Source organism: Alkalimonas collagenimarina, assembly GCF_030717845.1.
In the GTDB taxonomy this organism is placed as follows: Bacteria; Pseudomonadota; Gammaproteobacteria; order Enterobacterales; family Alteromonadaceae; genus Alkalimonas; species Alkalimonas collagenimarina.
In genome coordinates this window covers 149,482-164,927 of record NZ_JAUZVZ010000002.1, presented here as the reverse complement: position 1 = coordinate 164,927, position 15,446 = coordinate 149,482, and the positions used below count along the sequence as shown (strand labels likewise).

Genomic DNA, 15,446 nt, shown 5'->3' with positions numbered 1-15,446 from the left:
AATGGAATACGAGGCGAACCCGGCAGATTCGCTTTGTATCAAGATGATTTCTATATGGGGAAGTGTGAGGCTGATTTCAAGCGTTAGAACGATTTTCGGCCGCTAAAGGCGTAAGACAAGGTGGAACCGTCTAAATATTCCAATTCACCGCCAAAGGGAACACCTTGAGCCAGACGGGAAACTGTGATCTGACGGCGATGACACAGTTCGGCGATATAAAAAGCCGTGGCTTCGCCTTCAACGGTCTGGTTCGTCGCCAGGATCACTTCTTCGATGTTCCCGGCATTGAGTTGCTGTTCCAGAACATCCAAGCCCAGCTCCGCCGGCCCTATACCGTCCAACGGCGATAACTGTCCCATCAACACAAAATAACGGCCATCGAACTGGCCAGTTTGCTCAATAGCTTGTAAGTCAGCCGACGACCCGACCACACAAAGCAAGGAGGACTGCCCACGTTCGACATCACGGCAAATAGCGCACAACTCGGTCTCACTAAAAGTCCGGCACTGTGCACAATGACCAATATGCTCCATCGCTTTTAGCAGCGCATCGCCAAGTGCTTTACCACCATCCCGATTGCGCTCAAGCAGTTGAAACGCCATACGCTGAGCAGTCTTGGGCCCAACACCGGGCAACGCCTTGAGCGCATCGATCAGTTGCTGCAATAGCGGCAAAGCATCGGTCATATCTATTCCTGTCTAACTTAGCTTAAAACGGCATCTTAAAGCCCGGTGGCAACTGCATGCCGCCAGTGACTTGTGCCATCATTTCACGATTGGTGTCTTCAACACGACGCACAGCATCATTGATAGCGGCAGCCACCAAATCTTCGACCATCTCTTTATCATCATCCATCAGGCTATCGTCAATGTGCACGCGTTTAACGCTATGTGATCCGGTCATGGTCACTTTGACCATACCAGCACCAGACTCACCAGTGACTTCCATATTGGCAATCTCTTGCTGCACTTTCTGCATTTTATCTTGCATGGCTTGCGCCTGCTTCATCATGTTGCCCATACCACCTTTAAACATGGTCGGTTCTCCTACGTAAATTCATGGCTAAGGTACTTGTACCGGTAAACAATACTGGCTAAACCGCGCCAGCATACACAAAAAATTATGAATTGACCACCAGACTATCTTCCACCCAATTGGCCGCCAATTGTTGCTGCAACTGGATCAAAACAGGGTCTTGCTCCATCACCCGTTGTACATAGCGAAAACGAGCCTGATCAAGCTGCTGCTGGATAGACATAGGGCAATCAGCCACTTCAGGCTGGTAGCGGATCTCGAGTCGGCTTGCGGTTGGAAATACCGCCAACACCAGCTCGGTCAATTTTGGTAAAAAGTCTGGCTGCCGTTCCAAATGCTGCTGACTGCTGGCCACCGTCAAACGAAGCACCTCTTGTTCTTGTTGCGGCACGGCATGCATCAAGTACAAGCGGTATAAACCACCGGCCTGCACCTGCTCAATCTGCTGAGCCCATGCATCTATTTCTGCCGCGAACCGAGTGGCAAAGCCATCAGCATCAAGTTCTTGCGCCAATAATTGCTGCGCCTGTCGGCGCTCAGGCTTTTTTGCACGAATCGCTTCAGTTGACGCTGTCGTCGTGACGACCTCTTGAGGTGTCTGATTTAGCGATTGTGCTGAATCAGCAGTCGTGTCATCACGAACAGTCTGCTCAATATCTGGCCACGGCGGAGGACTTGATGAGCTTTGCTCTCCTGTAGCGTCATACACCTGCTCATCGACCACATCATTCAATAGTGCTTGTTCAGACTTTGTTGCTGCAGCGTGCGGTGATACCGAAATGTGCATAGCTGTTGACGCTGTAGCCTCAGATGGCTGGGCTGCCGCAGCCACTTCAACCTGGACGCCCCGACGCGCCATGATACTTGCTGTGATCGGATCAATACGGCTGGGTTTCACGTCCTGTTGTACTGCGTCTGGCTGAGCCGGGGGCTCAGAAAAAGCAGGCCTAGACTTAGTGACGTTTAATGGTGATTGACTCTCACCGATCGATGTATTGCCCGCTTGAGATCCTGTGGTTTCCTCCACGTTGGACTCAGTCGATGAAGTCGCTCGCATCGCCATACTCTGGCTCGTTTGGGCTTCTTTAGCATGAGTCGGTTGTACCTGCATCGATTTTGGCGCTATTGACGTAGCCGCTGATTCATTCTGAGCTGGCTTTTTTTGAGCTGACTCGTGCTGAGCTAACGCATTCGGTACTCGCTTTGGTTCCGTTGGTGGCTCGCATGATAATGGGGTGCCGGCAGGCACAAATAACAAGGCTCTAAGGAGCGCCATCTCCAAACCAGCGCGAACATCCGGAGCAAAAGCCAGCTCACGTTTACCAGAAATCAGTAATTGATAATACAACTGCAAGCTTTCCGCGCTTTGCTCTTGTGCTAACTGGCGAACGTAATCTGCTTGTGGCCCCGCCAATTCGGCCGCATCAGGCTGAAACTGACAGATGGCCGCATAATGCAACAGCGCCAGTAAATCATCCAACAACTGAGTCGGCTGACTGTGTTGTGCTAAAAGCTGTTCAAGCTGCTGACGCATGGCTGATACATCTTGTTGCACAATACTTTGCATCAACAGCTGGCCCCATTGCTGCGGTAAAAAGCCCAGCATGTCGCGGATGGCATCGGCTGTGATCTGGCTGTTGGTTTGAGCAATGGCTTGATCGGTCAGACTCAGTGCATCACGCACACTGCCCCGCGCTGCTTTAGCCAGCAAGCGAAGCGCTTCATCCTCAGCAGGTATCTGCTCCTGCTGCAAAATGGTGGCCAGCTGCTGGCTGATATCTGTTTCAGACAAGGCTTTTAAACTGAATTGCAGGCAACGCGATAATACCGTAATAGGTAGCTTTTGCGGATCCGTAGTAGCCAGTAAAAACTTCACATGCGGGGGGGGTTCTTCCAATGTCTTTAACAAGGCATTGAAACTATGGCGGGACAGCATATGCACTTCATCGATCAAGTACACTTTGAAGCGACCACGAGTCGGAGCGTATTGCACATTATCCAGCAGATCGCGGGTATCTTCTACCTTCGTTCTGGACGCTGCATCAATCTCCAGTAAATCAACAAAATGACCAGCTTCAATTTCCTGACAGCTGCTACAAACACCACAAGGCTCAGCGGTTACTCCGGTTTCACAGTTCAGGCTTTTGGCAAAAATACGGGCGATAGTGGTTTTCCCGACCCCCCGGGTGCCGGTAAATAAATACGCATGATGCAATCGCTCTGAGTTCAACGCATTGATCAAAGCTGACTTGACATGACTCTGTCCAACCAATTGGGCAAATTGCTGTGGTCGCCATTTTCGTGCCAGTACCTGATAACTCATGCGTACTCCGCTTTAGTGGCCGTCGTAGTCCACGAGGGATAACACCTCTAAGCCCATTTTCTCCAGTCGCTCAACACCACCTAGTTCCGGTAACGCAATGACAAAAGCGGCATGGGCTACATCACCACCAAGACGGCGGATAAGCTGGGTGGTCGCTTCAATGGTGCCTCCCGTGGCCAATAAATCATCGACCATTAACACCTTGTCGCCTTGCTGAATGGCATCGAGATGCAATTCAAGAATATCTTCACCATACTCCAGCTGATAACTTTGCTGAATGCGTTCCCGTGGGAGCTTGCCTTTCTTGCGCACGGGCACAAAAGCAACCCCCAAGGCATAGGCCAAAGGCGCACCGAAAATAAACCCTCTGGACTCAGTACCGACCACCTTGGTAATGCCATGATCGGCAAAATGATGTTTCAAAGCATCGATCACCACGGCAAACGCTGGGCCATCTTGCATCAGACTAGTTACATCACGAAATAAAATACCCGGTTTCGGATAATCAGGCACCGTTTTAATTACCTGCTTGAGTTGCTCTGAAAGCGCCACTGTCATCATAGTTAGGAACCTGTTGTTTATTCATTGCCACCAGGATGGCTTTAGTTTTCATGAGAAAGCCGCCAAGGCGGTTTTGTAGTATTTAGCCCGGGTTAGCCCATGGCGACCTGCAGCCAACGCACGATTGGAGCTTGCAGTAATAACAGCACAAAGACCACTAAAAATAGGGAGAATTGCACTAAGCTAAAGCTTTCTTTGAAGTTTTCATCCGCCACAATATACCTCATTGTTCATCTGTCAGAGCGCTTTATTTTAGCCGATCCTGACTCGTTGCACTATCCCTTTAGTGATGAAAGCAAGACTTAGCTTGGTGGCCCTGTATGTAAATCAAACCATGCCCAGTCAAAATGCATCAAGACTGCAGTCTTGTTTGATGTACATCACAACCCGACCAACTAACTTAGGTAAAACTACCCTATATTGCAAGTATCAGGGCACATCATGTCTATTCGCTTGAACCAATTACGCACTCGCTTACTCAATGAGCAACAGCTGCTGCAGCAACAGATCATGGATTTTTTGGCTCAGCAAAACCGGGTAGAGTTCCAGCAACTGGAGCTTAGATTGATGCAACTCACCATAGCCCGCTGGCCTGAGGTTTTGCTGCAATGGCAAACGCCGGGGTTACTAGAAGTGAGTGTCCGGCTTGAAGCTATTCAGGCCGCTTTGAGTCAGATGGAGATTGGATTATATGGTATCTGTTGTGATTGTGAAGCAAAGATAGAACTGGATCGGCTGGATGCCGATCCGACTGAGCAGCGTTGCAAAATATGTTCTAACCCCCGTTAGCTCGCGGGCTTGCAGCTTGCCCCACATTATCGCGTAGCATGCGTTCAGCTTCATCGCGATCTTGCTCTACTTGTTCGGCGGTCCGACATACTCTTGTTCTCAAATTCGAACCAGTTGACCGTTCATTTCGGCAATACACGGTAGGTCCGTCTGCTGATGCCACTTCAACATTTTCTTCACTATTAGCATTGTGAGCTGTGCCTGTCGACTGACAAGCTCCAAGAGCACATGCCATAGCAATAGTTAAAAAAAACGTCCTCATTATTTCTCCTCCCTTAAACCTTAATAAAAAACAAATTTATCACAATTACAACCTAAAAAAATGTTTTGTACATTTAATTACAATTTTTTTGGGAACAAGGATTCACTTTGTCATTTTTAATGTCCAACCAAAAAGGTCATTGTCCAATAAGAATGGGGAGATATTACTTTGGTGTCCTGCTCGCAAAACGCAAGCAGAAAAATCTTCTGCATCCTGTTCAGACCATGCAGATGCAAGCTGATCATTCAGACGAGCCTCATGGCTCAAAATATCATGTTGAAATCTCTTAAGTAATTGCAGATGTCCAGGTTTAACTTGCATAAAAAGTGGTGAGACACGTTGCAGGAAATCCTGACACCAGTATTCTTTAGTCGTATTGACACATATCCCTTGTAAGTCCTGTGCCAACTTAAACAACTTTTTATTGAGGTATTGTGTACGCTGCTGGCTGCTAAGTTGTTTCGGCTCACTGTCTGCTATCGTAAGCAGCTCCGTAGCGACAGCAAAAAAATGACAGTCTGCAACATCGCTGTAAAAAGCCAGACCGCTTTCACAGTCTTTCGTCAAAACAGAACTTCTATGGTGGATCATAGCGCTGAAAGACCCCGTGGGTTTAAGAACTCGTAAAACCTCCTGCATTGCTGCTTTTCGCTTCGAATATTCAAAACCAAATTGGCTGATCACAGCGTCAAGGCTGTTCTGAGCGAAGGGGAGCTGCTCAGTAGGTGTTTCAGAATAGAAACAAACTTGACGTAATAGCTTGAGAACATCCGGTTGTGCGGCAATGGTGCTAAGTGGTTGAATAGCAGCAAGATCAGAAGCCAAAACCTGAAAGTTTGCTTTTACTGTGTTGGAAAAGTCCACCAAAGAGACAGCTAAAGCCCCATTACCAGTCGCTACATCCAGGATGGTACTACCAGTTGGAAATGATGCAAACAACTGATGCCAATAGTCTAATACAGCCCCATTATAGCCGGGTGAAGACTCATCTTCCGCAAAGCTATTCAGACTCTTTGTTTGATGCCAATAGCTGTTCCAGTGCTCCATAGATCACTACCATATGCCCATAAAAAAAGGCAGGATAACCCTGCCTTTTTTAAATTACAACATTAGCTTAGAACGATTGCGAGTAGCGAATATAAGAAACGCGACCAAATGCATCGTACAAGTTAAAGTTGTAGTTACGACCACCTGCAGAAATCAGCTCAGGTTTTTTCTCAAAGGCATTCAGCATACCAATGGTCACCTTACCATTCCAGCTAGTGCTATAGCCAACTTGCAAATCATGAGTAATCCATGTACCCAAACGAGGCTGTGTATCCAGATTATTATAACGGTTCTGACCTTCAATCATGTTGATGTTCCAACTGAAGTCAAAGTCATGGAAAGCATAAACGTTATTCAATGTACCACGGCTACGAGGCATAGAACCTGGGATACCAGGGTTACGCTCGCCAACCAGATTACGTCCACCATCTACTTTACTTTCCAACGCATAGCTTAATTGCAGATTCTGATTCAAACGTCCAAACTGACCAAAATCGAAGTTAGTTCTGAAGTTAAAATCAAGACCAGATGTCTCCCAGTCCCCTTGGTTGGCATAACCGCCATTTACACCCAAAATAGGAAGTGCTGGACTACCAGCAGGAACTGCTTGCGGGTTACCGCCACGTGTCACACCTAAACCAGCAGGAATTGGATCGCCAGCTGCTTCCAAAGCAATTAACTGGACCGCACCAAATAGCGCGATTCTATCTTCGATTTTAATGTTGTAATAATCAACAGCAAAGTTGAACCAGTCAGTTGGCTGATAAGCAACACCTAGCGCATACTGGGTAGATTGCTCTGATTCAAGATCCGGGTTGGCTTGAGTAAGTTGACGCACCTGAACCGAGCAGTCAAAATCATTACCAAAGTTCAAGCAGGTGGCTGGATCTTCCACTGCCGGATTCCCTGAAGATGGTGCCATGGTGATCTGATCAAGCGTTGGAGCACGGAAACCCTTGCCATATGAAGCACGGAGAACTAGCGCATCCATTGGTTCATAACGCAAAGATACTTTTGGTGAAAAATCACTACCGTAATCAGAGTAATTATCGTAACGACCTGCTAAGGTCGCTTCCAAGTTATCCAGAATCGGGAATAAAGCTTCGAAGTAAGCCGATTTAACGTTACGTGAACCACCAGCGGAGTTACCAGCAGAGCCGCCTACCACACCAGCTTCTGACAATGCATCATACTGATCGACATAAGTTTCTTTACGATACTCAGCACCAACAACCATTTGCGCCATACCAGCATTCATCTCGAACACATCAAAGGCTGCAGAAGCAAACGCTTCTTGTTGATCAAACTGACTAACGCGAGAAATGGTTACGTTCATACCGTTGATCAGCTGCTGATAAGCACCAGCTTGATCTGGGTTGCTGTCGTAGCGTGAACCTAGTGGATCACGTAGATCGTAGAAAACAAAATTTGGGTCAGCAGCCATACCGGCAGCAACTTCTTCCGTGGTTATGTTCACGGCAGTGTCAGCTGCTGAGCGCAGCAAATAGTTGTAACCAATATCGAAAGATTTACTCTTGCTAGTGCGAACACCGAAGTCTAGATCAATATCTCCAACACGGCCCTGAGCACCAACTAGCAAGTCCGTCGCATAGTTATCTACATAACTATCACGATCACCAATTGATGCAAAACGGTGCCAGTATTTCAGATCACGATTTTCGCCTGCATTAGGGAAAGCACTTGTCACATTACCATCAGCGTCAACACGCGGTACATCGCGGCTGCCATCTACAGCAGCTGCATCATAGACACCACCAGCATCAATGTTAGCTGGGTTCGTCGGGTTATTCCAGCTATTTGCACGCAACAGACTGCCAGGATCATTCAAAGATGGTGCATAACGACCAAAGGACTTGGTTTTGGCAGCATTTACATTAGCAAAAATAGTCCAGTCTTGGTTAATCTCGTGTTCAACTTTTACAAACAAACCACGGTTAGCGGTAGAGGCTTCATTGGCGTTGGTGGCATTAAAATTATACCCACACTGTTGGAACGTATCTAAGACTGTTGGATCTTCACCTGGCGCAAGCACTGCACTGTTATTTTGAGCAGGATTTAAGATAAAGTCTTGGGAAGTACAACCATCGGGAATAGAACGGAAGCCTTGAGAATTATTAGCTTCAGTGTAGTTGTTGCCGTAGATAGAGTTACCTGGAACGACCCAATCATAAGCATTTTCAAAGATGATATCACGGCTATTCCAAGACACGCCACCAACCATACGAGTGGTATTATTTGATGAGCCGAAGACAACTGAACCTTCTTCACGACCACCACCCTCTCTTGGCAACGATACCTCTGACGCACCAATGCGCAATTCAACGCCATTGAAGTCACGACGGGTGATGACGTTGATTACACCACCGATGGCATCAGAACCATAAACAGCAGAAGCACCATCAGATAAAATTTCGATGCGCTCAACTGCCGCCAATGGGATAGCGTTCAAATCCTGACCAGAACCAGTTGAAGGTGATGTTGGCAAACGACGGCCATCAATCAGAACTAAGGTACGGGATGCACCTAAACCACGCATGCTTACAGTAGAAGTACCTTGAGCAGCATTACCTGATTGAGGACGGAAAGAACCAGCACTGTTAAATGCGGTTCCACGAATAACATCAGTAATAGATGTCTGACCAGATAAATCAATGGCATCACGGTCAATAACCGTAATAGGCACAGACTGTTCAAGATCGGTACGGCGAATACGTGAACCAGTTACTTCGATGCGCTCGACGCGAACCGTGTCTTCTTCGTCAGCGGCTGCTACCTGAGCAGTAAAAGCAGTCGCTGAGGCAGCACTAAAAGCAATGGCCAAGCGCACAGCTTTGCTTAGTTTATTATTTGTATACATGTATTTCTCCCTGGATCACTGGTAAAAGTGATTCTATTTTTTGCGGTTATCAGCCTTTTTCGGCAGCTGACCGGCCGTTGAACACGGGAATACACCCGTTTGTCACGCTTGATAATAAACGTATTTTTTCCATAGGGTCAACTCATTTTAAGGAACAATTTTTTCATCTGCTGCAATACAAATACGATGTACAACCAAAATTAGGCTATAGAGCGATATAAAAACGACTCAACAAAAGCGAGGGATATGCTTCAACCTGAGGGTTTCTGCCCCTTTAGCTGATGTTAGCTGCAACTTATCCGCTGTTTCTTTGCAGAACAGCATGTAAATTAAAATGTACACAAAGCCATTTAATAACTTGACTTAAGTATTCATGCAAATGAACTTTTAACTAAGTTGAAGAAAATTGAACACGTAGGAGTTACTTGAAGCTGAAAGCAGGAATAGGATAAAAAGACTGTTTAGAATGGTTAGCTCAAAAAAAACCAGCGCTAGTAAGCGCTGGTTTTAGATACTGATTACAGTGCTTGCTTAGAAGGTGTAGTTCACACCTAAGGTAAAGCGTTGGCCCATCATATCGTAGTAGTTACCATTATTGTACATGTTTGGAAGACGAGGAGGCGCCTTGTCAAACATATTCAAAATACCAGCCCGTACCTGCAAATCGTCGTTTACATTATAACGGCCTGTTAAATCCCACGTGATGTAAGAAGGAACATCGTTATAGTTGTTCTGATTTGGAGTCCACTGATTATTCACTACAGAGTTTTTACGGTGTGTCATGGTTAACACAGCCGATACATCTTTGTACGAATAGCTGCTGATCAAACGGTTACGCCAGCGTGGACGTGCCTGCTCACCCGTTTGTACAATTTCATCTTCAGCAAAACCAGTTTGGTTAAAGGTACGCTCAGCTAAGTAAGTACCAATCCAGCGGATACCAAAGTCACCAATATCGGTAGAAAGACGGTAGTTTGTCTCAATATCAACACCAGCTGTAGTACTTAATGCTGAGTTAATTGGCTTCTGGAAGAAGTTTACAATTTCAAATGTTTCCGGATCGCGCTCTAGAAGCGGACAATACACATTGTCAATTGAATTGGACTGATAGCAGTAACGAACCAGGTTGTTAGCCGTGAAAGACTGGATCATGTTCGACATGTCAAACTTCCAGTAATCGACCGTGATACTTAAGTCGTCAACGAAGCTTGGGTTGTAGACAAAGCCAATCGTGATATCTTTGGCAGATTCATTCGTCAGATCTGTGTTACCAATGATAAAGCCAGGACGAGTTGAACCAAACCACTCAGGTGATGGTTCAAAATCTGTCGGGATACCTTGAGCCGCACAGTTATTCAGAATATTTTCACGATAATCCGGGTTTAAACCGTCGCGCTGACTGGTCGCACAAAGGTCGGTAATACCGGCGAAAGTCTGACCCGGTGGGGCGAATAACTCAGTAATGTTAGGAGCACGTACTGATTTAGAACGATTGATACGGATACGCAGCTCATCATTCACTTCCCAGTTCAAGCCTACTTTCCAGGCAGTATCAGAACCTGATGTGGAATAGTTCATGGCACGGCCAGCAGTTTCAAACGTCAGGCTTTCCATAAATGGCAAACCTTCAAACAATGGCACTGAGAATTCTGCTGAGATTTCTTTAACATCAAACTCACCATCTAGAGGTTGAGACTGGTTGTTAAACAGCAAGCCAGCACGCATCGCAGGATCTGGTAAGGTTTTCGCTTTTTCTTTACGGTACTCCACAGCGAATGCTGCTGCCAACCAACCTGCAGGCAGCTCCATGATATCACCGTTCACCGATACACCAGCCACGTGCTGCTGGATAGAAGAGCGACGGATAGCATCAGTACTAACCCAGTCGTATGCATCTGCATCATAAATACCACGGCCAAAGATATTCAGCGGCAAACAACCTTGAGCCCGGGCAATTTCATCACGACAAACAACCTGGCCATCAAGTTCAATGGCATCAACCGCGTCGTAGAAACGATCTTCATACATTTCGCCATACCATTCAGTATCGGCCTGCACATGACCTGAAGTCAAATAAGCATTGTACATCCAGTTATCGTTAATCGCACCATCAAAACCTATCGAAATACGAGCTAAAGTCCGGTCTTGAGAATACTGACGGTTACCAAAGTCTGATGCCAGGTAACCCATGCTAACAGCACCGTTAGGATAGGTAGCACCGACATTTTGCTGGCTGATCAGATCACGGGCATCTTGTGGCAACAAGGCATTGTCACCTTGCGTGATCAGGTTAAGGAACGCAGGTGAACTTTCGCCATACGCATCGGTTTTAGATAAGTTAAACTCAACCTGCATACGGTGATCATCATTAAACTCATAACTCATGTTGGTGATGAAGTTTATACGATCAAGTGGGGTACGCATGAAGGAGTTTTCAGCAAAGTTATACCCTTCGCCACCCAGGTAATCGACCCGGCCGGAGGTTAATGGCGGTAAAGGTTGACCCAGCTGCTGAGGACGCAACGAACCGTCGTCAGAGAAAGTGTAACGAGTACCACCAGCGGAAAAAGTACCGCTCTTGGTGTAGGACGCCAGTACTTGCTCGCCATAGCCCCAAACCACAGCTAATGGGCTATTTGGATCACCAGAGATCAAATCAGGGTTACGGATGACGATGGGTGCATTGCGTAAGAAATCGCGATCCATGAAAGAGATTTGCTTTTGGCGCGCCCAACTTAAATTTGAAATGAAGCTGGCACGACCTAAATCAGCACCAAAAGTCAGTGAGGCGTACTCTTCTTCACCACCACTCTGTCTGGTTTGAGTGGTAGAGACATCAAGAGTCACCCCATCATAAGATGTTTTGGTGATAATGTTAACAACACCAGCCACAGCATCAGAACCATACACAGCAGATGAACCACCGGTCGTGATTTCAATACGGTCGATCATGGCCGTAGGGATGTTGTTTAAATCTACTGCAGAGCTACCCGGAGCACCTGAAACAAAACGGCGACCATTGACCAGTACCAAGGTACGGTTTGAACCCAAACCACGTAAGTCAGTGTTGTTCAAGCCACTGGCGAAGATGGTGTTATTTGAGGTTTCTGGTGACAGACCAATCAAGGTATTGGGCATACGGTGCAGTAAATCAGCAACGTTAGTGACACCAGAATCGACAATGGAGTCGCCAGTAATCACGGTAACTGGTGTCGGTGCGATTTCACCTAAACGGCGAATACGTGAACCAGTTACTTCAATACGCTCAACCGGAGCGGCTTCTTCTTCGTCAACATTGGCAATAGCGTGGCTCGGAAAAGCAACCGCAGCTACAGTACCAAAAGCCATTGCGAGGCGCACGGCTTTGGATAGCTTATTATTTTTATACATGTTTATGTCTCCCTGGATGCCGTACTTTGCGACAGCCAAATTATTGTGGACAGATAGCGAGTAATAAAATCAAAATCCAACAAAACAACCCTGCATAAACCGTCACAAGGGCTTTGTGTCACATGATGTTACACATTTAGCAAAGTTAAGGTCAACCATTAATCTGAACTTTTGCGATAAATGGAACACGAAGCAGGTTACGCTTCAAAACTGCACTACCATATATGCTTTACTACCTAATTGCACTGGCGCATGATTTAAAATAGACTAGGCAGCTGTATATACATCCAGCTCATCGTCTATGCTTACTGCTCAGCTCCAACAACAGATTCGCAAAGCTCAGCACCAGTTACGAAGTGCGTTACCGAATTATCGCACTCGTCCTGGTCAAAACAAGCTGATTGCTGAAATAGCTCATACTATAGCAGGCAGTTATCACCGGCACGAACGCATTGCACTGGTCGAAGCCGGCACAGGAACTGGTAAATCACTGGCCTATTTGCTGGCAACCATACCTTATGCTTTGGCTGAAAATAAAAAAGTAGTTATTGCAACAGCCACCGTTGCCCTGCAAGAACAGTTGGTCAGCAAAGATCTGCCTTTTTTTCAGCGTCATGCTGGGCTGGAGTTTGAGTTTTGTCTGGTCAAAGGCCGCCAGCGCTACGCCTGCATAGAGCGCTTAACGGAACGACTGCAGCAACCAGAGTTATTCCCTGCCGCTCAAAGCAAATCGATGCGACTGCTAGAGAAGCTGCTGAAAGCCTGGCACAACCGTAGCTGGCTGGGTGATTGGGATAGCCTTCCCTTTGCGGTGCCCGATAGTCTTTGGCAAGACATTCAAGCGGATCCCTTTCATTGCCACCGTAGCAATCGCCGCCATCAGCAATGCCCTTTTCATTTGGCCAGAGCCGAAATCACCAACTCGGATGTACTAGTCACCAATCAGGCGTTTTTATTGGCCGATCTCGATGCTGGCAATAGCCAATTACCAGCCCCTGAAGACAGTATTTATGTTATTGATGAAGGACATCATCTAGTCGATAGCGCTCGCAGTTTTTTTTCGGCCAGCTGCCCACTGTTACAGCAAGAGGGCTGGCTGGAAAAAGCCCTTAAGTTTAGCCAACGGATGCAGGCGAATTTACCGGAGTCGTCACTAAAAACCTTACTGAAACTGCAAGATCATATAGACGACTTTCGTCGTGAGTACAGCATCATCAGCCAGCAAGTACCCAGCTATGCCCGCAGCTGGTTTGAAGGGAGTAAGCAATATCGATTTACTGATGCCGCTCTGCCCTTGGTCATTAGTGATAAAGCAGAGTCTCTGGCACAACTAAGCCAGCATATTTTGAATAAGCTTGAACAGCTACATCAGCAAGTACGCGAGGCCATTACCGAGCAGCTGTTGCCCGTCAAAGCAATCTCGACAACCTTGCAAGAACTGTCTTTCTTTGATCAAAGGTTCGGCCAGCATCAGGCACTATGGCATTTGTATGCTCAAGCGCAGGATAAACTGGTGCATCAAGCCCGATGGGTTGAACAAGCGGAAGATAACGACCATCAGGTGATTGCTTTTGCCAGCCCTTTGCTGTTGCAAGCTCAATTGGATCGATTGCTGTTTCGTCCTGCCTTTGCCTGCATTCTCTGCTCAGCCACACTGACCTCATTAAACTCTTTTAGCTACCCGCTTAAAGAGCTCGGACTCGATGACTTTGAAGGGGTTCGTACCCTGCAAGTGAGCTCACCTTTTAGCTATGCTGAGCAAGGTACCGTTATATTACCCATGATGAAGCATGAGCCCACAGCGCCAACATTTACTGCCGAGCTCTGTCAGGTATTACCGGATTATTTGCCGGAGGGTGAAGCCAGTCTGGTGTTGTTTGCTTCATACTGGCAAATGCAAGAGGTTGCTGAGTCACTGCGTCAAAAAGGATTTTCTTTGTTGGTGCAAGGTGAAGCCGCACGACAGAGTTTACTTGACCAGCATCAGCAACTGATAAAAGCTGGTAAAACCAGTATTTTATTCGGCACGCAGAGTTTTTCTGAAGGTCTTGATTTACCCGGTTCATTATTAACCAACCTGGTGATCACCAAGCTGCCCTTTGCCGTCCCGACATCCCCGTTGGAAGAAGCGATGAGTGAAGCCGTGACCAAGCGTGGCGGCAATCCTTTTTTACAACTGACCGTACCGGCAACAGCAAAGAAACTGGTGCAGGCTTGTGGTAGACTGTTGCGACAAGAGCAGGATCACGGCCAGATTGTGATTCTCGATCGTCGGCTGGTCAGTAAAACTTATGGCAAAGCCATGCTGGATGCCCTGCCGCCTTTTAAACGCCATATTCATTATTAAGAGAATCACCTTGTTCGCTGAACTCGCCATTGACCCCAGCTTGCTTCTTGTGCTTTGTGCCGTTGCCTTTGCGGCCGGCTTTATTGATGCCATTGCCGGCGGTGGTGGTTTACTCACTATTCCTGCGTTGCTGACCGCAGGTTTACCACCTCATGTGGCGCTCGGTACCAATAAACTGGCAGCAACTTTTGGCTCCCTCACTGCCTCGCTAACCTACTACCGAAAAAAGCTATTTCAGCCACAGTTCTGGCAGCGAAGCTTACTCTATACCGCTATTGGCGCTGTTATCGGCACTCTGGTGGTAGACCAGCTTAGCCGCGAAGCGTTAGAGAAATTTTTGCCCGTCATTATTCTTTTAGCGGCCATTTACACCTTGTTCAATCGCATTGTGCCTGACGACCAGTTGGAGCTGCCAAAGAAAAGCCGTAAGCTCTTTTGGCAGCAGCGAAGCCAAGGATTCGTGCTGGGGTTTTACGATGGCGTTGCAGGCCCGGGTACCGGTGCTTTCTGGATGGTGTCGACCATGGCGATGTATCGTATTAATCTACTGCTGACCTGTGGTGTGGCCCGTACCATGAACTTTATCAGCAATGGCTTTTCATTGGTGGTCTTTTTGCTGCTGGGGCATGTCCATATCATGCTAGGATTAGCTATGGGGCTATGCCTTATGCTCGGTGCCTGGATAGGCGCGCACTCAGCGATCCGTTTTGGTAGCCGCTTTATCCGGCCGGTTTTTGTCATGGTGGTGGTCGCCATTGCTTTGCGTTTGGCCTGGCAAGCCTGGAACTAGCTGACTGTAGATAAGGCAACCCTG

General features: G+C 47.2%; 11 protein-coding genes. 3 read left to right on the top strand and 8 right to left on the bottom strand.

Annotated elements, in window-relative coordinates:
* Positions 1-83: 83 nt before the first annotated feature.
* The 5 genes from recR to Q3O60_RS01965 all read right to left on the bottom strand — a co-directional run bounded on the left by recR (position 84) and on the right by Q3O60_RS01965 (position 4,134).
* Positions 84-686 (bottom strand): recombination mediator RecR, encoded by a 603-nt coding sequence (gene recR, locus Q3O60_RS01985; protein WP_305892221.1) that lies wholly within the window; start codon positions 684-686, stop codon positions 84-86.
* 22 nt (positions 687-708) lie between these two features.
* Complete coding sequence (locus tag Q3O60_RS01980) at positions 709-1,035, bottom strand: YbaB/EbfC family nucleoid-associated protein (protein ID WP_305892220.1); 327 nt, start codon at positions 1,033-1,035, stop codon at positions 709-711.
* An 85-nt stretch (positions 1,036-1,120) separates the two neighbouring features.
* Positions 1,121-3,358 (bottom strand): DNA polymerase III subunit gamma/tau, encoded by a 2,238-nt coding sequence (gene dnaX, locus Q3O60_RS01975; protein ID WP_305892219.1) that lies wholly within the window; start codon positions 3,356-3,358, stop codon positions 1,121-1,123.
* A gap of 12 nt (positions 3,359-3,370) precedes the next feature.
* On the bottom strand, positions 3,371-3,916 hold the full coding sequence (gene apt, locus Q3O60_RS01970; RefSeq protein ID WP_369812615.1) for an adenine phosphoribosyltransferase: 546 nt from the start codon (positions 3,914-3,916) through the stop codon (positions 3,371-3,373).
* 95 nt (positions 3,917-4,011) lie between these two features.
* Positions 4,012-4,134, bottom strand: a complete 123-nt coding sequence (locus Q3O60_RS01965) for a hypothetical protein (protein WP_305892217.1) — start codon at positions 4,132-4,134, stop codon at positions 4,012-4,014.
* Between the two features lie 226 nt (positions 4,135-4,360).
* Here Q3O60_RS01965 and Q3O60_RS01960 point away from each other — a divergent pair, with 226 nt between their 5' ends.
* Positions 4,361-4,708, top strand: coding sequence for a TraR/DksA family transcriptional regulator (locus tag Q3O60_RS01960; protein ID WP_305892216.1), 348 nt, complete (start codon positions 4,361-4,363; stop codon positions 4,706-4,708).
* 364 nt (positions 4,709-5,072) lie between these two features.
* Here the strand turns inward: Q3O60_RS01960 and Q3O60_RS01955 are convergent, their stop codons facing one another.
* From Q3O60_RS01955 to Q3O60_RS01945, 3 genes are all read right to left on the bottom strand, one after another.
* Positions 5,073-6,017 carry a class I SAM-dependent methyltransferase gene (locus Q3O60_RS01955; protein ID WP_305892215.1) on the bottom strand — a complete coding sequence of 315 codons (945 nt, stop codon included), beginning with the start codon at positions 6,015-6,017 and terminating at the stop codon, positions 5,073-5,075.
* 67 nt (positions 6,018-6,084) lie between these two features.
* The gene (locus Q3O60_RS01950) at positions 6,085-8,895 is read right to left on the bottom strand and encodes a TonB-dependent receptor plug domain-containing protein (RefSeq protein WP_305892214.1); all 2,811 of its coding nucleotides are present in this window, start codon (positions 8,893-8,895) and stop codon (positions 6,085-6,087) included.
* Positions 8,896-9,426: 531 nt separating this feature from the next.
* Positions 9,427-12,285 carry a TonB-dependent receptor plug domain-containing protein gene (locus Q3O60_RS01945; protein WP_305892213.1) on the bottom strand — a complete coding sequence of 953 codons (2,859 nt, stop codon included), beginning with the start codon at positions 12,283-12,285 and terminating at the stop codon, positions 9,427-9,429.
* A gap of 301 nt (positions 12,286-12,586) precedes the next feature.
* On the opposite strand from Q3O60_RS01945, the gene dinG reads away from it, so the two are divergent.
* Positions 12,587-14,632, top strand: coding sequence for an ATP-dependent DNA helicase DinG (gene dinG / locus Q3O60_RS01940; protein ID WP_305892212.1), 2,046 nt, complete (start codon positions 12,587-12,589; stop codon positions 14,630-14,632).
* A 10-nt stretch (positions 14,633-14,642) separates the two neighbouring features.
* On the top strand, positions 14,643-15,422 hold the full coding sequence (locus Q3O60_RS01935) for a sulfite exporter TauE/SafE family protein (RefSeq protein ID WP_305892211.1): 780 nt from the start codon (positions 14,643-14,645) through the stop codon (positions 15,420-15,422).
* Positions 15,423-15,446: the final 24 nt, after the last annotated feature.